The 17,971-nt window shown below is 57.2% G+C and carries 17 protein-coding genes and 1 tRNA gene; 14 read left to right on the top strand and 4 right to left on the bottom strand.

Annotated features, from left to right (window positions below; all coding sequences use genetic code 11):
* Positions 1-98 precede the first annotated feature (98 nt).
* The 6 genes from ACX9MO_RS08820 to ACX9MO_RS08795 all read left to right on the top strand — a co-directional run bounded on the left by ACX9MO_RS08820 (position 99) and on the right by ACX9MO_RS08795 (position 5,362).
* Positions 99-174, top strand: a tRNA-Ala gene (locus ACX9MO_RS08820).
* A gap of 168 nt (positions 175-342) precedes the next feature.
* Positions 343-882 (top strand): AAA family ATPase, encoded by a 540-nt coding sequence (locus ACX9MO_RS08815; RefSeq protein ID WP_462214260.1) that lies wholly within the window; start codon positions 343-345, stop codon positions 880-882.
* Between the two features lie 326 nt (positions 883-1,208).
* Positions 1,209-1,682, top strand: a complete 474-nt coding sequence (locus tag ACX9MO_RS08810; protein ID WP_462214259.1) for a GNAT family N-acetyltransferase — start codon at positions 1,209-1,211, stop codon at positions 1,680-1,682.
* 260 nt (positions 1,683-1,942) lie between these two features.
* A complete protein-coding gene (locus tag ACX9MO_RS08805; protein WP_462214258.1) occupies positions 1,943-3,049 on the top strand; it encodes an ABC-three component system protein in 1,107 nt (368 codons plus the stop codon).
* Positions 3,042-3,533 carry an ABC-three component system middle component 2 gene (locus ACX9MO_RS08800; protein WP_462214257.1) on the top strand — a complete coding sequence of 164 codons (492 nt, stop codon included), beginning with the start codon at positions 3,042-3,044 and terminating at the stop codon, positions 3,531-3,533. The genes ACX9MO_RS08805 and ACX9MO_RS08800 overlap by 8 nt, the downstream gene beginning before the upstream one ends.
* Entirely contained in the window at positions 3,530-5,362 is a 1,833-nt protein-coding gene (locus ACX9MO_RS08795) for an AAA family ATPase (protein ID WP_462214256.1), read from the top strand. Before ACX9MO_RS08800 ends, ACX9MO_RS08795 begins: the two co-directional genes overlap by 4 nt.
* Before the next feature lie 107 nt (positions 5,363-5,469).
* Here the strand turns inward: ACX9MO_RS08795 and ACX9MO_RS08790 are convergent, their stop codons facing one another.
* Complete coding sequence (locus ACX9MO_RS08790) at positions 5,470-6,030, bottom strand: tyrosine-type recombinase/integrase (RefSeq protein ID WP_462214255.1); 561 nt, start codon at positions 6,028-6,030, stop codon at positions 5,470-5,472.
* Positions 6,031-6,229: 199 nt separating this feature from the next.
* Positions 6,230-6,871 carry a hypothetical protein gene (locus tag ACX9MO_RS08785; protein ID WP_462214254.1) on the bottom strand — a complete coding sequence of 214 codons (642 nt, stop codon included), beginning with the start codon at positions 6,869-6,871 and terminating at the stop codon, positions 6,230-6,232.
* A 193-nt stretch (positions 6,872-7,064) separates the two neighbouring features.
* Here ACX9MO_RS08785 and ACX9MO_RS08780 point away from each other — a divergent pair, with 193 nt between their 5' ends.
* Genes ACX9MO_RS08780 through ACX9MO_RS08770 form a run of 3 tightly spaced genes read left to right on the top strand, consistent with a single transcriptional unit; the run spans position 7,065 to position 10,397 of the window.
* Positions 7,065-8,558, top strand: a complete 1,494-nt coding sequence (locus ACX9MO_RS08780) for a recombinase family protein (RefSeq protein WP_462214253.1) — start codon at positions 7,065-7,067, stop codon at positions 8,556-8,558.
* Complete coding sequence (locus ACX9MO_RS08775; RefSeq protein ID WP_222475094.1) at positions 8,558-9,457, top strand: plasmid partitioning protein RepB C-terminal domain-containing protein; 900 nt, start codon at positions 8,558-8,560, stop codon at positions 9,455-9,457. Before ACX9MO_RS08780 ends, ACX9MO_RS08775 begins: the two co-directional genes overlap by 1 nt.
* On the top strand, positions 9,450-10,397 hold the full coding sequence (locus ACX9MO_RS08770) for a plasmid partitioning protein RepB C-terminal domain-containing protein (RefSeq protein WP_222475092.1): 948 nt from the start codon (positions 9,450-9,452) through the stop codon (positions 10,395-10,397). The genes ACX9MO_RS08775 and ACX9MO_RS08770 overlap by 8 nt, the downstream gene beginning before the upstream one ends.
* Before the next feature lie 430 nt (positions 10,398-10,827).
* Here the strand turns inward: ACX9MO_RS08770 and ACX9MO_RS08765 are convergent, their stop codons facing one another.
* A complete protein-coding gene (locus ACX9MO_RS08765; protein ID WP_462214252.1) occupies positions 10,828-11,022 on the bottom strand; it encodes a hypothetical protein in 195 nt (64 codons plus the stop codon).
* 47 nt (positions 11,023-11,069) lie between these two features.
* Positions 11,070-11,720: a hypothetical protein gene (locus ACX9MO_RS08760; protein ID WP_462214251.1), complete on the bottom strand. Its 651-nt coding sequence runs from the start codon at positions 11,718-11,720 to the stop codon at positions 11,070-11,072.
* A gap of 143 nt (positions 11,721-11,863) precedes the next feature.
* Between ACX9MO_RS08760 and ACX9MO_RS08755 the strand changes: the two genes are divergently transcribed.
* The 5 genes from ACX9MO_RS08755 to ACX9MO_RS08735 all read left to right on the top strand — a co-directional run bounded on the left by ACX9MO_RS08755 (position 11,864) and on the right by ACX9MO_RS08735 (position 17,792).
* Entirely contained in the window at positions 11,864-12,190 is a 327-nt protein-coding gene (locus tag ACX9MO_RS08755; RefSeq protein ID WP_462214250.1) for a helix-turn-helix domain-containing protein, read from the top strand.
* A gap of 209 nt (positions 12,191-12,399) precedes the next feature.
* Positions 12,400-12,900, top strand: a complete 501-nt coding sequence (locus ACX9MO_RS08750; RefSeq protein WP_462214249.1) for a Tn7 transposase TnsA N-terminal domain-containing protein — start codon at positions 12,400-12,402, stop codon at positions 12,898-12,900.
* Complete coding sequence (locus ACX9MO_RS08745) at positions 12,897-15,041, top strand: hypothetical protein (protein WP_462214248.1); 2,145 nt, start codon at positions 12,897-12,899, stop codon at positions 15,039-15,041. Before ACX9MO_RS08750 ends, ACX9MO_RS08745 begins: the two co-directional genes overlap by 4 nt.
* Complete coding sequence (locus ACX9MO_RS08740; RefSeq protein ID WP_462214247.1) at positions 15,031-15,984, top strand: ATP-binding protein; 954 nt, start codon at positions 15,031-15,033, stop codon at positions 15,982-15,984. The genes ACX9MO_RS08745 and ACX9MO_RS08740 overlap by 11 nt, the downstream gene beginning before the upstream one ends.
* Complete coding sequence (locus ACX9MO_RS08735; RefSeq protein WP_462214246.1) at positions 15,981-17,792, top strand: TniQ family protein; 1,812 nt, start codon at positions 15,981-15,983, stop codon at positions 17,790-17,792. Before ACX9MO_RS08740 ends, ACX9MO_RS08735 begins: the two co-directional genes overlap by 4 nt.
* Positions 17,793-17,971 lie beyond the last annotated feature (179 nt).

Below are 17,971 nucleotides of genomic sequence, written 5' to 3'. Positions count from 1 at the left end.
GCGACGGCAAGAAATTCCCCGGGGCGTGATTTTTCCGCTTGATCCCGCCCCGGCCATCCCATAGAGAACGCCGCACAGACCCGAACGGGTCTTGGTACGGGGCCTTAGCTCAGCTGGGAGAGCGCTTGCATGGCATGCAAGAGGTCAGGGGTTCGATCCCCCTAGGCTCCACCAAATTCCCCTGAAACGCACCAGATAGTTCTGCCTTTCTTGTCAGAGGATTTGCCTCTGTCGCGCAGACGGGTGCTGTTTTCCCTACGAAAATCCATGCTGCCTTGATCGCCGCTCTTGGCGTGTCGATCACTTCACAGCGCTTTCCCCTGTCAAATCCGAGGATGGCCCATGAGCGACCATTTCTTCGTCGTGACGGGCGGTCCCGGTGCGGGCAAAACCAGCCTGATCACCGAGCTTGCCCGACGCGGCTTTCATACGACCCCCGAATCCGGCCGAGCGATCATTCGCGAGGAGATGGCGCGCGGCGGAGACGCCCTCCCCTGGGCGGACCGCATGGCCTACGCGGAGCGGATGCTGGAACGCGATCTGAGCGCCCACAGAGCCGCACGGGCTCTGTCTGCCCCCGTGATCTTCGACCGCGGCATTCCCGACATAATGGGCTACCTGATCCTCTGCAGCCTCCACCTGCCGCCCCACGTCGCTACAGCGGCCAAGGCAGCCCGCTACAACGCCCGCGTCTTCCTTACCCCCTACTGGGATGAGATCTTCACACGGGACACCGAACGCAAGCAGACCCGCGCCGAGGCCGAAGCGACCTGCGCCGTCATGCGGGAGACCTACACCGCGCTCGGATACCAAATCACTGAGTTGCCGCGCGCCGACATTGCAACACGCGCCAACTTTGTCTGTGCGCAACTGGCAAATTGACCGAATTCTCCAGATGAACGGAGAACCTACTGAAGCGGACAAACCGCGCAGCTCCCTCCTGCCTCCTACTCCCTGAAGCCGACGGCCCTTGCCGGACCTTCGCAATGGTGTGCAATACTGCGCAGCAGCTTCACGAGATTGGTCTCTCTCAGCGTCGTGCAGGGTCGGCACCGGTCGAGCGGGGATTGTCTGCGGATGGACTACGATGCGCGTCGACCAGAAACCGACCGTAAGATGCTGGGTTGTGCTGCATCGCAGATTTTAGGAAGCTTCCGTCTGACGCTTAGGGAGTTCTGTTAATATTGCGTTGAAGGCAGAGGAGCACAATGTCCGATATAGAGTTGAAGGCACCCAGTGAATTTTCTGACGCGGATATCGCGGTTGCTGCGCACCTTGTCAAAATAGGTGGGGCTCTACCCGCCGATGAAGACACAATTGCCTTACGGCTGCGAAAATCGCGAAAGCTTGGGCTATGTCGAGACGGCTCGGTCATCGTGGGTGTCGTATCAATCAAGGAGCCGGAGGATAGCTACCGAAAAAGGGTCTTTGCGAAAGCTAAGGTGGATATCTCTCATCACTCGAACGCGCCAGAAGTTGGCTACGTCTCCGTACATGAAGATTACAGGCGGCAAAAACTTGGTCAGCGGCTTGTGGAGGCGGCGATTACGGAGGATCGGTTAACCTGCTATGCCACCACTGACGATTCTTCGATGAAGACCATACTCTCGAAAGTCGGCTTCTCTCAGCAGGGCGAGGAATGGGACGGCGCAAGAGGAAAACTGTCATTATGGACAATGTAGCGGCGCAGGAAGGCGCTTTCAGCGCCTTGGTCGGGCCTGTCCGGAACTGACGCAGATTGCACATTCGCGTTGCGCCAAGAGCTGCACTACAGCGGCGACCTGATTGGAGAAGCTCGATTTGACGAGCTCCTCAAAGGCTGACAATGTTCAAAGTGACGCAACCTTTCGAGTTGCTCTAAGGCAAATTTGCTTCGGAACCATCTGATCTTTGGGACCCGGGCACCCATTGGTAGTTCAATTACGGTTTCGAAGGATTGAGGTTGCGCGGCTTGATTGAAGATTGCGATTTGAGTGAAATTAAACCAAAGCCTCTGGCTTCCGTAGCATCAGCGGAACATGTGAGCAGCGGTGTGCCGATCCCCAAGGCCATGCGTATCCGCACTTTCAGTCCTGACGACTGGGAAGACTTTATCGAAGAATGGTCTACCAGCCTATCGGGTGCGTACGTCAAAGTCAGGCGTTTCGGTGGATCAGGCGATTTAGGTGTAGATATCGCGGGGTTCACTTCCGAGAATGGATTCCAGGGCGTTTGGGATAACTACCAGTGTAAGCGCTATGATCACCCCCTACGGCCGAGTGATATCTGGGTCGAACTAGGAAAGATCATCTACTACTCTTTCAAAAATGAGTACTTGCCGCCAAGGCGGCACTTTTTCGCTGCCTCTCAAGGTATTGGCACGTCGCTCGAAAAATTGCTCAATAAACCTGATACGCTCAAAGCCAAGGCACGCGAAAACTGGGAAAAGCATTGCGAGAAGGAGATTACATCGACCGCAGAGATTCCTCTTACCGGCGCTCTCGAAGATCACTTTGACGCTTTTGACTTCAGGATTTTTACCTCAAAGTCTCATGTCGAGTTGATCGAAGGGCATAGCACGACTGGCTATCACGCCGTCCGTTTCGGTGGAGGTTTGCCACCGCGTCCCCACCCAAACAAGCCGCCCACGACACCGAAGGAAACAGAAAGTCGCTACATCAGACAGCTTCTGGACGCCTATGGTGATCAGCTCGGGACAGCCATGTGCGATCCGGTTGCACTTGAGGCCCATGCTCCCATAAAGCGTGACTTCCTGCGCCAGAGAGAGCGCTTCTACCATGCCGAGTCGTTGCGCAATTTTGCGCGTGACACGGTGCCGGAAGGAACTTACGCAGCGCTACAAGACGAGGTTTGGCACGGGGTCATCGATATCTGCGAGAGTCATCATCAAGACGGGTTCGAAAGGATGCGCACGACGCTAACACAGGCGGCTGCGCTCTCGCTCACGGCAAATCCGCTCTCGTCTGTAACTAAGAAGCAGGACTGTCAGGGGATTTGTCACCAGTTGGCCAACGACGACCGTTTGATCTGGGTGCCGGACAATGGATAGCGATCTCAGACCCACACCGTTCAATAGCCCGTTGGAGACCGGTGTACGGTCGCTGGCAATCTTGCATGCCGCCTTTCCCGCGGCGTTCGATCTGCAGCGTCTGGTTGAGATGGACTATCTGGTCGTCCATTCCGGTGACGCCCAAGGCCCGGAAAGCCTGCATGCCCCGTTGCCGCTGCGTGCCGGAGAGCTGCTGGTTCGGCGTGGCCTGATTGAAAAGGGCCTGATTCTGATGATGAGTCGTGGTCTCGTGCGAAGACTGCCTACAAAGGAGGGATTCACCTATGTCGCCGGTGAGGTTGCCGCTCCGTTCATCGCCTCATTGAGCGACGAGTATTCTGTGAACCTGAAAGAGCGAGCTTTGTGGGCTGTGCAACGCTTTGCCCATATGCCGACTGATGAAGTCCGACGCTTTACGCATCAGTTCTTTGCGAACTGGTCGAGCCAGTTCCAGTCCGTCCAGAAGTTAGGAGATGGCGTATGAGCGACAGCTATCTCCAGCTTAGAAGCATACATTTTCGGGGTCCAAAGGCCGAGGCACAGCTCGAGTTTCATTCCGGTGTCAATGTGATCTGCGGTGCTTCCGACACCGGAAAATCATTTCTCGCGGATTCAATCGACTTTATGTTGGGTGGGTCTGCACTTAAGGAAATTCCGGAACGGGCAAAGTATGATCAACTCGACCTCAGTCTCACGGCGATCGGAGACGTAAACTTCAAGCTGAAACGCTCGATGTCCGGCGGCAATTTTCAGGTGTTTGATCTGAGTGAAGGTGATAAACTCGAGCCTAAGACGCTTAAACAAAAACACGCACACGACAAAACAGACAACCTTTCAGGATATCTCCTCGACAAGATCGGCCTCCTCGGAAAGCGCATCCTCAAGAGCAAAGCGAAGGGCACGACCCAGAGTCTGAGCTTCAGAAATCTTGCGAGGCTCGTGATAATTCAGGAAGGCGAAATTCAGTATGCTGGATCGCCTTTCTGGAGCGGTCAATACACAACAAAGACTTCAGAGATCGCGACAGTCAAACTGCTGCTGACCGGTATCGACGATTCTGCGGTTGTGCCTGATGCCGATCAATCCCCCGACAATTCTCGCCAAATCGCACTTATCGACGAGCTTCTCTCGGACCTACAGATAGAGATAGAAGACCTCGGCGAGGATCAGGAAGAGCTGGAACAGCAGCTCGAGAGACTGGAAGTTTCTATCGAAACCCGACGCGAAGAACTTTCTGCTTCACAGAAGATCCTCGACGAGCTTGTTAGTATGCGGAGGCGTCTATTCGAAGAAAAGCAGGAAGCATCGGAGAGGCTCGACGAAATCAGGGATCTTCTCGCCCGCTTCAGATTGCTTTCCCAGCATTATGATGTCGATCTCAAGAGGCTGACAGCTATTCAAGAGAGCGGCTCGATGTTTGCCCATGTCGAGCGGGTGGCCTGTCCGCTTTGCGGCGCAGACCCGGACGCGCAGCACCTTGATGAAACATGCGATGGCGATGTCGAGGCCGTCGTTGCTGCGGCGACGGCGGAGATCGAAAAAATTCAACGCCTCCAGGCAGAACTCCAGACGACGGCTGCGGACTTGACGGCGGAAGCCGAAGGGCTTGCGGTCGATTTGGAGATTGTCGAAGCTGACTACGACAAGCTGAGTAAAGAGATTCAGGAAACCGTTGGACCTGACGTCACCGAGGTGCGGGCTTCCTTTTCCGCGCTCGTGGAGGAGCGCTCCAGTGCCCAAAGGGCCGCTGATCTATATGTCCGATACGACAAGCTCGTCGCCAGAAAAACCTGCTTGGTCGAAGATGACGATAGTCCTCAGACTACAGGTTCAGAAGTGGCGACCGGCATACCGGAATCCGTTGCGCACGAGTTTTCTTCAACGGTCTCCGAGATATTGAAAGCCTGGAGTTTCCCCGGTGAATGCCACGTGTACTACGACAAGGACTCGTCAGATTTCGTTATTGACGGAAAACCAAGGTCGAGTCGTGGCAAAGGCCTTCGCGCAATAACTCATGCCGCAGTTAATATTGCCCTGCTCGAATACTGCCAGTTGAACGGTCTATCTCATCCTGGCTTTGTGGTCCTCGACTCCCCGTTGCTCGCCTATTTCAAACCGGAAGGTGAAGAAGATATTGCTCTGAGAGGCACAGACTTGAAAGAACGCTTCTACGACTATCTCATCGAGCACCACGGCCAGGACAGTCAAATCATCATCATCGAAAACCAGCATCCGCCGGAGCGCATCGCGGACCAGGTGGCTCTGACTGTGTTTACGGGCAATCCGAGTACAGGTCGTTTCGGCCTTCTATAGGGCACGTAGTTTTACCTGTAGTCCGTCCTGTTGAGAATGAACTTGCGTCCGCAGTGAATGTCGGTTGTTCGCCGCTTCCTCCTCGTCTTAGGCACTGCAGCTTCCGCCTACCAGAGGTGGTCGAACCGGTGCGCCGCCGTCCGCGTGTAATGCGCTGTGTGTCGGGGATCTCGGTGGCCGAGGTAGTCCTGAATGACTCGCAGATCGCGGCCCTTATTGGCCAGCGCGAAACCGCAGGAATGGCGTAGCATATGTGGATGGACGCGCTCGAGTCCGGCACGGGTGCCAGCGGTCCCGACAATGTAGTTCACGGCCTGCCGTGTGAGCGGCAGCTTGCGCTCGGAGACGAAGAGCCAGGGCAGTGCATCGTCCCTGCGCGCGAGCCAGCGTTTGATAGCCCGCAACTCGTCGCCAGCGACTGGCTGCTCGACGCTGAGCCCGTTCTTCAGCCGTGTGATCCAGATCCGCGACTGCGCGAGATCCACATCTCGCTGTCGAAGCGCGATCACTTCGGAGACGCGCAGGCCATGCCGAAACATCATCAGGATCAAAAGGTGGTCGCGAACCCCGTGGCGGCCCTTTTTGGCGGCAGCGAGAAGCCGATTGATATCCGGCTGACCAAGGTAGTCACGGCTCCGCACATGGGCGTCGGTCGCCCGGTCATCCACACTCTTGACACTTCGCCGGGTGGGCATGGTTCTGGTGCCTCTCACAAGTCTCCGCATGGTAAGGCTTGGCCTTGAACAACTCTTAACAAAACACACGAAGTGTAAAGAGTCACGCTGCAGTCACCTTAGTCCGAATTTGCGCGTCGCAACAAAGCGCGTCTCATGACGGCGTGATCCCCGGAAGGCAAATCTGCAGCCGTCATCTACTTCGTCGCACGCACCTTTTGTAACAGCCCTTTCGCCGTGACCCGACATACTGGATGAGGCGTTGCGCTTTCAGGCCCGCGATATCTCGGCGCGCGCTTTTCAGGCTTACTTGCCAGGCTGAAACAATCTCATTTGCGCTACAGCGATCACCCGCCTCAACTCGAACGAGGAACCAACGCTGGCGCTCGTTAAGTTCCGCTGGTTCAGGGTCATCTATAGTGTCACGATCAGGGTCATACATAGGGTCATTGTGCCATTGGCGCTTTCTCGGGACGGCGGTCGTATTCTCACCCGCGACATATGCCGCCCGTGCCGCCGAAAGAGAATTCCGATCCACATGGTCAGCCGAGCTGTTCGCAGCTGGCTTCTCGATCAGGCCGAGCAAGAAGACGCGAATGATTGGCGATGAAACCGCTAAGCGTAGGAAAAACACCGTATCCGGGCCATGTTGTCCAGAAAGCCAGTGCTTGACCGCACGCTCGCTCGCATGCGTCTGGCGCATCAGTTGCTTGACCGCGCGGTGGCTGTCCCCATGCTCCTTTCGCAACAGTTCGGCGATGGTCTGAGTATAGGCATCGCGCCCACTGAGGACGCCCTCCCATACCGGCAATCTCCTGCCCTTTTTCGGCAACATATTCCGCTTCCTCCGCTGTTAGATTCACGACAGTGCGGAGCTACGGCACAGACCTGTCAGGCGCTGCAGCGGTAGGTCGCCCGGACCACCGCTGCCAGAACGGTGAAGGGGCAAGATTTTGAAGAGCCAGGAACCTCGCGATGAATGCTCATGGAAGCCGGATCATCCTGTTCGGGCAGCCGAATACGTCCGCATGTCAACTGATCATCAGAAATATTCGACGGAAAACCAATCTGACGCGATCCGGCAATATGCTCAGGCGCGTAGCATAGAAGTGGTGCGCACTTACGCAGATGCGGGAAAAAGCGGCCTGAAGCTCGAGGGACGCGATGCACTCCGACAACTGATCGAGGATGTGCAGAACGGCAGCGCTGATTTCACGGTCGTTCTGGTCTATGATGTCAGCCGCTGGGGCCGGTTTCAGGACGCAGACGAAAGCGCATATTACGAGTATATCTGCCGACGTGCCGGAATTTCCGTTCAGTACTGTGCCGAGCAGTTCGAGAATGATGGCAGCCCTGTCTCAACCATCGTCAAGGGCGTCAAGCGGGCGATGGCTGGTGAATACAGCCGCGAGCTATCCACCAAAGTCTTCGCCGGGCAAGGTCGGCTGATCGAAAAAGGATATCGCCAAGGGGGGCCAGCCGGTTTCGGCTTGCGACGAACCCTAATCGACGAGCATGGAGCCATCAAAGGCGTGTTGAGGCGCGGCGAGCACAAGAGCATCCAAACTGACCGCGTGATCCTAGCCTTGGGCCCTTCCGAAGAAGTCGATCTTGTCCGTGAAATCTATAGAGCCTTTGTTATTGACGGGCGCAAAGAAAGCGAGATTGCGGCTGACCTAAACGCACGAGGTCTTGCTACAGACCTTGAACGGCCATGGACCAGGGGTACGGTTCACCAGATTCTGATCAACGAGAAATACGCCGGTGACAACGTCTGGAACCGCCGTTCCTACAAGCTGAAAAAGAAGCGAGTTAGCAACGCGCCTGATATGTGGATTCGGGCCGAAGGCGCGTTCGAGGCAGCTATCGACCGCGAGCTTTTCGAGGCTGCGCGGGCGATCATCAATGCTCGCTCCTTTCGTCTGAGCGACGAGGATATGCTTCAGGCATTGCAGGCGCTATATCAGAGGCATGGCGCCCTCTCCGGTATCGTTATCGACGAATCCGAGGGAATGCCATCGAGTGCGGCCTATCGTTCGCGTTTCGGCAGCCTGCTCCGGGCCTACAGTCTCGTGGGGTTCACGCCGGAACGGGACTATCGCTATGTCGAGATCAACCGCGAGCTACGCAAGCTTCACCCGGGCATCGTCCGCGAGGTGATCGATGGTCTGCAGGCAGCAGGTAGCGACGTTAGGCAGGATCTCGAAACGGATCGCGTGATCGTCAATGGCGAGTTCAGCCTTTCAATCGTCATCTCGCGCTGCATTCAGTCACCGACCGGACTTATGCGTTGGGAACTCCGCTTTGATACATCGCTCGCGCCCGACATCACCATCGTCGTTCGTATGGACAGCAACAATCATGCCCCGTTCGACTACTACCTGTTCCCGCATATTGACAGGCTCTCCGACAAGCTAAGGCTGAGAGAAGATAACGACTTGAGCCTCGACGCCTATCGCTTCGATGACCTGAATTTTCTCTACGACATCTCGACACCTGTTCCCCTTCCGGAGGCTGCCTGATGCCCGGCACCCATCCAAGTCATGTGGAAATGATCCCGATCTCACGCATCACCGTGCTCAATCCTCGTGCGCGGAACAAACGGCAGCACCGCGAGATCGTAAACAATATCGAGGCCATCGGGCTGAAACGCCCCATCACCGTCAGCCGCCGGGATGGGCCAAGTGGCACCCGGTATGATCTGGTTTGCGGCGAGGGCCGGCTGGAAGCGTTCCAGATGCTTGGTCAGGTCGAGATCCCCGCAGTGGTGATCGATGCGAACGAAACTGAATGCCTGGTGATGAGTCTCGTAGAAAATATTGCCCGTCGAACGCCCCGGCCCATCGACATCATGCGGGAGATCGGGGCGTTGCGTGCGCGAGGCTACAGTGACGGTGCCATCGGCGAGAAGATCGGTGTCGGCGCCTCATGGGTGAATATGATAGCGTCGCTGCTTGAACGTGGTGAAGAGCGTCTGGTCGCCGCTGTCGAGACCGGGCTGATCCCGATCACGCTCGCGATGGAAATATCCAAAGCAGAAACGCAGGAGGCACAGAATCTACTTCTCGATGCCTATGAGACCGGCAAGCTCAGGGGCAAGAAGCTGGCGGCCGTACGGCGGATGCTCGACATGCGAATGCGCACCCAGGGCAAAGGTTTGCCGGCAGGGCGCCTAGGACGCAAAGGGCATAGCCGCCGGATGACGGCAAATGACCTCATGCAGGTCTATCAGCGTGAGGCGGAAAAGCAGCGGCTCTTGGTCAAGAAGTCGGATTTTACTCAGGTGCGGCTCCTGTTCATCGTCGAGGCACTCAAGGATCTGCTGACAGATGAGAGCTTCCTTAATCTGCTCAGGGCAGAAGGTCTCGCGACGATGCCTCGCGCCTTGTCCACGCGAATCTCAGGGGAAAATGATGGCTGATCAGCTCAAAGATCATGGCGACGACGACGGACTTGTCCGTCTCGCCTTTGACCGAAGTTTCATCACGCTCCCACTCACGGTGATCATACCGCTCAAGACCTTGCCTGATGGAGCTCGCGAAAGCCGGGCATTTTCGCAAGTTTTGAGTTCTATCAAGGCGGTCGGACTAATTGAGGCGCCTGCTGTGGTGGCCGATACTGCGAACAGCGGGATGTATTTTCTGATCGATGGCCATCTTCGTCTGGAAGCCCTCAAGGAGTTGGGCATCGTGGAGGTCGAATGCCTGCTTGCCACGGACGACGATACCTACACCTACAACAAGCGCGTTAACCGGATACCTCCGATCCAAGAACATCGGATGATCGCCCGCGCCATGGAGCGCGGGGTCTCATCAACCGCGATCGCCGATGCCCTCAATCTTCACGTCGAGTCCGTTCTGAGGCGCTTCCGACTACTCGAAGGTATCAGCCCAGAGGCCGCCGAAATGCTCAAGGACACACCCTGCTCAATGAAGGTTTTCGATACGCTGCGGCAGATGACCCCTGTTCGGCAAATAGAGGCCGCCGATCTGATGATCGGGCAGAATAACTATTCGGTCATGTTTGCTAGAGCGATCCGCGCTGCAACACCCGAAAGTCAACTTGTGGCGGCCAAAAAGGGAAGAGGTGCAGCGGTCCCCACCCCCTCCGGCCAGCAGATCGCACGCATGGAACGGGAATTAGCCGCGTTACAGACCCAGGTCAAATCGGTCGAAGATACGTATGGCATCGATAATCTACACCTGACGGTCGCGCGCGGCTACATCACCAAGCTTCTCGCCAACGCCCGCGTCGCGCGCTGGTTGTTGAACCACCGACAAGAATATTTGGCTGAGTTCCAGAAAATCGCCGAAATCGACACGCTGGGTCTCGTCACTGACACGCCGAGTGCCGAAGCATGATGACATAGGCTCGGCCCCGATAAGCGTGGCAACTTGGGGAACGTCGGAGGATAAGCGTTTGGGTCATGGAGGTGGACGCCCAATGAACGTGTTCGTCTAAACAGGACACGCGAGCGGCTATATCGGCCCATGGTCAACTTGCCCCCTCTTCTGGTCCTACGTCTTGCCATGGACCAAGACACCGCGGCGAGTGTATTTTGCCCGCGCTTGTTATTGAAATAGGCGCGCACGGCGACGAACCTCTACAACACCGCCTGCCAACCGATCCGAATGAACTCTCGGCACATCGGCAGGTGTGCGTCAGCCAAAAACAGCTAGACGAAAAGGGAACGGTGTTCATCCGCCCATTGCTACGCTCGCATCAGTTTCTCGCCGGAGAGCTGATGTACTCCGTCCGTCGAACGATCCTCATTCGGGCAGCTTAAAGTCATTAGGCGCCACTTCCGCGCTCGGCTTCTCGGAGCCTGTCCTGTAACGCCAACTTTATGACCTCCTCAATGTCACGAACGCGCATCCCATGATCGTAAGCAAGCCGCTCCACCATGTTTGCGATTTCCGGGTTCTTCGGACCGTACATCGGCCAATCGTGCAACTCATGCTGATCCGGATGCGTCGGCTTGACCATGCTGTCCTCGTTGATGGTAGGTTCCTTCAGCTCTTGGTACGAAGCGGTTACTTCTCCCACATTCCCCGCTTCCGCAGGATGTTCCGCGCTTTTTCCCATGAAACACCTGCCACCAGGGCGCATCGGTTTGCGGATCGTGTCTTTAAATACGTCTCGACGATCAGCGCTTCATCGCACTGACGGTTGGCGTTTCGCGGTTGGACTTTGCGGCCAGTGCTCTTGATCCATCTCGAAATCGTATCGCATCCTGGACCATGCCGCTTGTGCAGCTCACGCAGAGAACTGCCCGAGTCCCATTGTTTCGCAATATCTTCTTTGATGTCGATCCCCGCGGCAGCCAAAGCTTTGGCTGCCGCACGGCGGTCTCGTCCCAAAGCCTGCGCCACTTGGTCCAGTGACGGCATTTCCTCGTATATCCGCTTGACCTCAGATGGCTCCGGCACCCGAGGCGTTTCTCCGACCCGCAGCACCTTGCACACAGGGTCCTGTGGCTCTGTCCCGACATCGCTGACATCTACCGCCCGGGCTTGTGCACCCGCCGCTTCTGACTGTGTAGCTTTTTGGCGCGCGAGTTTTCTGCGGGATACGCGCAGCCGAAGGCGTGGGCCTTCCAGTTCAGCAATGACACTCTTGGCAGCCTCGAGTTGTTCTCGAGCCTCCCGAAGTCGTTGTTCTTCTTCATCTCGTTGCGTTGTCACTGGAGCCGCTCCTTCAATGACAACCTTGGCGCGTTAACCCGGAAGTGCAAAGTCATCAGGTCAGAAGCTTGCCGGTATTCTCGGTTTGATCGGCAAAGCAACCCGACAAAATCTGACAACGCACCCCTCCAGCTGAAGAAGACTTGCGCGACGAATCAATCTCCGAATCACTGTCGGTGTGGGTAAGAACGGAGTCTAAGGACTTGCATCAGGCCATGAAGGTAGATTTGCACAATCACGAGCAGATGAAGTGCAGGCTTCGGCAAGCCGGGTCGAGCATGGCGGAAATCGCCCGCACGCTCGGCATTAAGCAGAGTAGCGTGACGGTAGTTAGCCAAGGCTATCGCCGTTCGCATCGTGTGCAGTCCGCCATCGCCAGCCAGCTTGGTACAACTCCTCAGGAGCTTTTCCCCGATCGTTACGCAGCAGAGGAGGCCAGCGCGGCAAACAAACCTGACATCGGGAAATAAAAAGACCCTCCTGCGCTAACAGGAAGGCCTTTTGAATAAGTGTCGTTGGTTGCGACCCCTTATTCATCCCCTGAGTCTCACGAAAAGTCAACCTGCCGAGGCGTCTCTCGGCAGGGCAGTCAAACTCATCTCAAACATAGGGGGATGTCGCCCCGCGCCTGCTCCGATCCACATGGGTCAGCGCCCAGGTGAGGTGCGCTCCAAACATCATGTACAACACCTTGTTCTACCGCGGGCCGGAGCCGAGCCACGCGACCCGATTTCCTGCGCGCCGCGCCAAAGAAAGCCTTCGCGGCTCCATGGTTGCGCTACTGCCCGGTTTCGAGCGCCCTCGTATCATCTACTTCGAGAGCGCGCTCGAATACGCCTTTCTCTGCCTGATGTTGGTGCGCGACGACGTGCACCACATCCGAGATCAGCCCCCGGCCATATCCTATGTTGGCACTGACGGCCGCCACGCGCGACATGTCTTCGATTTCTTGGTCACGAAAACGGACGGGGAGCGCATTGCTGTAGCCATCAAACCCATGCAGCGTGTGCTGAAGCTGAACTTTGCATCCCAGCTCGAAGCGGTCTCGGCGGCGGTAACCAAATCGTTCGCGGATCGCGTGTTGCTCGTCACGGACCAGCACATTGACCGAGAGGCTGCCGCTGAAGCGGCCCGGACGCTCGCTTGGTCGCGCTTTTCTCTGACGGAGGTGGCGGCATGACCTTGCGTTTTCGCTTCTCAACCTCTGACATGATCACCACGGCAGGGGTCGCCATGCGTCCCGTTGAGATCAATGACATCGGAGGCACCTTCGAGCGTGTTGGTCAGCCGGGAATAACGGAGGCTTTTTCCCACCAAGAGCTCGCCGAAATGATGCGACGACCGGATACAACGTATTTTGCTGGCTACTTCGACCGAGCTACGCAGGAGATGCGGCTAAACAAGCCAGTCGAAGTGATCAGTGAGCTGCCGGAACAGATCGGCAGACTGGTGATTTGGCGGAAAGCGGTCTGCGATGCTTTCCTGAGCTTAGAGGCAAAAGATCAAATCAAGCGCACCCAAGACAGCTATGACAGCGCGCGCCCACGACTAGCCGCAGAAACGCAGCGGCTTGTCGGCGAAGGCGCCGCAGCAGCCAAGAAGGCTCGACCAGGCAAAGACGTCACCGTACGCAACCTTCCGGGTAGCCGAACTGCGTTTCAATGGGTGCGTGCTTATCAATCTGCGAGTTGCTCACCACTTGCCCTGATCCCCGAGACTTATCGTTCCGGGAACCGGACGCGGATTTGGTGCCCGCGAGCTGAAGCTCTGATGAATCAGGTCATCGAAATCTACGCTGACACGCAGCGCCCGACCAAGGTCCAAGCTATTAAGCAAACCCTGGCGCTTTTCGATGAGGAGAACCGAAAACGTGCCGACGCCGGGGTACCTATTATGGTCGTTCCATCGGCCGCAAGTATTCGACGTCGCCTAGACATGGCTGATCCGTTCTACCTCTACGCCAAGCGGAATGGTGCTGCAGCTGCCGCTAGACATTTTTCCATGAGCAGCAATGGTCCCGATGTCGTACGCCCCATGGAGCGGGTCGAGATGGACGAAAACAAGCTCGACGTCATGTCGTTACTGACGCTGACAGGCATCTGGGAACACCTGCCACCGGATCGGCAGAAGAAATTCGAGACAGGGCGGCGTTGGATGTATCTTGCGATCGACTGCGCCACGAAATGTGTCGTGTCGATGCGACTGGCCGACAATCCGAATTCGGATGATGCGATCCGCGCGCTGCGGCAGATTTTCGAGGATAAGACCCCGCTGGCCCAGGCGGCCGAATGCGAGAGCACATGGCATCATCATGGCGGGTTCGGAACCCTCGTGACCGACATGGGGCCTGCCTTCGTCTCGGATGCCTTCCAAGCAACGGTAGCGTCTCTTGGGGTCACGTCGCACTTGCCGCCCGCTGGCATCCCTTGGATGCGGGGGCACATCGAGTCCTTCTTCCGCACTCTCGGGCATCAGCTCATGCCGCTGCTGGCAGGCCGGACCTTCTTCGACACTGTTGATCGCGGCGACTACCCTTCAGAAATGCTCGCCTGTCTGTGTGATGACGACCTGATCAAGGTCCTGCTGACCTATATCGTTGATATCTATCACAACCAGCCACACGGCTCGTTGAAAGGGGAGACCCCGAATGCAGCTTGGAAGCGGCTGGTGGCAGAACACGGGACGCCTCCAGTTCCGGATGGCCTAACCCTCAGGAAGGCATTCGGTAGGCCGATGCCCCGGAAGCTCAATGACGAGGGCGTGCTGTTCTCGGGGCTTAGCTATAGCTGCGAGGCGCTGCGGGAGGCCTATCTACACTCCCCCATACGGGAGGTGGAAATCAGGGTCGATCTGCAAGACATCGGGTGGATCGCCGTCAAGGTCGGAGCAACTTGGTATCCGGCGCTCGCCAATCAACCCGGCTTCGAGGGCGTGAGCTTCGACGAGCTGCGTGAAGGCGTTCGGGCCGTTCGTCACGCACATGCGCGTGCTGCGAAGTTGGACGCGCCCAAGGTCCAGCGGGCTATCGCGCGGATATCAGACGCGAACCGCCGCGCATTCGCGCTGCGCGCCCTGACACCTTTCCATGTGACCGACGTGGAAGTCGCCCGCGCTGATGCGGCGCTGCACTATCCGCTCCGCTCTGATGAGCAGCGGTTGGGATACATGCCGCCGAGCAACGACCTGCTCAGAGACGCGATCGCCATTACTCCGCCAAAGGGCACATCTCGGAAGCCGGGCAGCGACGATGACGGGCCGGTATCCGAGCGTCGAACGAGACGCAAGAACCGCAGACGCTGGGGGTTCAACGATGGAAAATGATCTGATCATCCAAGCAGCCCAGCGGATCGCTGAACTGAAGGGGTACTTCGTCGATCACGAGCGCTTCGTTCCACTGGCAGAAGGGTTCTCCATCCTCGCCGAGAAAAGGCTCGTAGATATGCAAACCGGCCGTATCAACGAGGCACAAGGGCTTGCCCTGTCCGGGCATTCCGGGGCCGGAAAAAGCGCGGCAATCAACCATCTTCGTTCCCAGCAAAGCCAGAGACTGGCCGATCGAGGTTACGGAGATTCAACCATCATCAGCTTGCGGGTGCCATCACCCGCAACTCTGAAATTCGTCGGACAGATGCTCCTTCGGGCGCTAGGCTACCCTATCGGTGCCGATCGCCATGCTTGGTACATCTGGGACTTGGTCCAACATCACCTCAAGGAGCGGCGTGTCCTGTTCGTGCATCTCGACGAGGCGCAGGACCTGGCGTCGCGGGGCACAAAGCACGAGCTGGATTCAGTGACATCCATGCTGAAGACTCTGATGACGGACCCGGAATGGCCCGTTGGGATCATTCTGTCGGGCACCAACGAGCTGGAAGACATCCTCAACCACGACCATCAGCTCGCTCGGCGCATGCGGACCGTTCGGTTCGAGAGCCTATCCGCTGCTGCATATGGTGATGATATTCTCGACCTGCTCGAGAACTACTGCGAACTGGCGCAGCTCGAACCAGAGGATGACATTCTGGAATTATCCCACGGCGAACGCGTGGTCCATGCTGCGGCAAACCAGTTCGGCATCGCCATTGTCCTGATCCTCGACGCCATCGAGGATGCCTACTTGCAAGGCCAGAAGACGCTGAACCAGCGCAATTTCATCAGGGCCTACCATCGGCGGACCTCCTGCGATGCCGAGTTCAACCCGTTTGTCGTGCCGGACTTCATGCGCATCGACGCCCGCCAGGTGTTTTCTCGGGAGAACCGCACATGATGTTGTCACCCCTCAAGCCGCTTCCCCTCACCGTCACCCCGGTACCCGGTGAAAGCGCGACGTCGCTTGCGTCCCGCATCGCGCGGAAGAACGGGACTGCCAGCCTTCAGTCTTTCTGCGCCGACATGAGCATTTCCTATCGCGCCCTGAAGGTCGGCGACCCGGTGGAGATTGAGCGGGTAGCCGCACTCGCAGGGTGTGCTCCCACCAAACTCCGCACTTGGACACCCCACGCCCCGTCGAAGACGAATTATCAGCTAGGGGCAGAGGCGCCGAGGTTCACGGCCTACAGCCGAAGCACGATCAGAGGATGCCCGAGATGTGCCGCTGAAGCTCTTTCAGAGCAGGGTGCCCATGGCCCGTTTCATCTCGGGGCATGGCAGCTCACTTCAATCCGGACCTGCGCCCGGCATTCTTGCATGTTGATCGAGGTCCCGCCTCCCTCGCATCACAAGCACAGCTATGATTTCGCGCGGATGGTCGACAACATGGACATAGACGACATCCAGATCGTTGCCGAAGAGGCGCGATCTCTGGAACGCTACCTCCTTGGCCGATTAGATGGCACGCCCGCAGGCTGTTGGCTCGACACGCTGGAGTTCCATGTCGCAGCACAGCTTTGCGAGAATTTTGGCCTTTTGCTGACGCAAGGCCCCAAGGCCACCCGAGCGGAAACGACCGAACGACAATGGCTTGAGGCCGGTGCAGCAGGATACGACATCCTGCGCAACGGGCCTGATCAAATGGTCGCAGCGCTTGAAGAGCTTCGCATGGAGGCAGGCCCTGGCTGTCACACCTACGGTGCGATTGCCGGTTCTTTCCTGACCTGGCTGTCCCAGCGTGAGGATGATGCTGCCTTCAATCACATCCGCCGGATTGTTTTCGACTATATTCTGCGGACCTATCCCGTGCTCGTCGGTAGCACCATCCTGCGGATACGGTGCGACAGGCAACAGGTGTATTCCCTTCGAAAAGGCGCAAAGGCCTACGGGATCGACGAACGGATGCTGCGCCATAAGCTCTTGGAGCGTGGCGACATCTCGAGAACGGGAAAATCCGGTGCCATCACCTATCGTCGCTATCCCTCACGGGAGACGCTGCAGGAACTCGCCGATGAAACAAATGGGCTGCTCCGCGGGTTCGACGCTGCAGACTATCTCGGGGTGGACATCCACCTGCTGCGCATTTTCGTCGTGGTAGGGCTCGTCAAGAAGGCCGGAGAAATGGCCCGAAACGCGCCGTATTTCCGAAGGGAAGATCTCGACGCCTTTATCGGTCGCTTATACCGCCAGACACGCCCTGATTTGGAACCGACCAATGATGAGGTTTCTCTCATTGCGGCCACGCCCGCGTGCCAATGTTCGACCCTCGAACTCCTGCACCTGATTTTCGAACATGATATTCCGCTACGTTGCGTGGCGGGTGCGGACGCAAGGTTCAACGATTTCCTGATATCTGTAGAGCGGGTAAAAACGGCCATAGGCCAGAACTCAGCTGGTGCGATCAGCATGTCCGAGGCTGCCGGTAAGCTCGGTGTCGACACCGCAACAATCCGCAACCTAATGAACGCGGGCTACTTGACCGCTGCTCCAAAGAGCCAAAAGTCCTCAGAACGCTGGCGGGTGGTCGATGAGGCCTCCGTCACAATGTTCGGCGAGCACTACATCTCTGCTACCGATCTTGCCCGCGAGTTGCGACGCGATCCCGCCAACCTCTGCCGCGAGCTCTACAAGAATGGCGTTGAACCACTCATCTTCAACGGCGAAAACCGGATCATCTTCCGCCGCCGCGATGTGAAGGATAGATGAGGTCAGGAATGATGGTGGAATTTGCTGCCTGATGGGGCCGAAACCTGTGCATTCCATCCCCAAGACCTTCTGACACGATAACCCTTGAGAAAGCCGACCACTGCATCGGCTTTTTTTATGTCGTCCCAGAGGCAACCTTATTTGACGAAAAAGGCAGCTTCAGTTCAGCATCGAGATTT

This window comes from Pseudooceanicola profundus (assembly GCF_054919315.1).
Note: the sequence above shows the minus strand (reverse complement) of the source record. Positions and strands in the feature narration are given on the sequence as shown.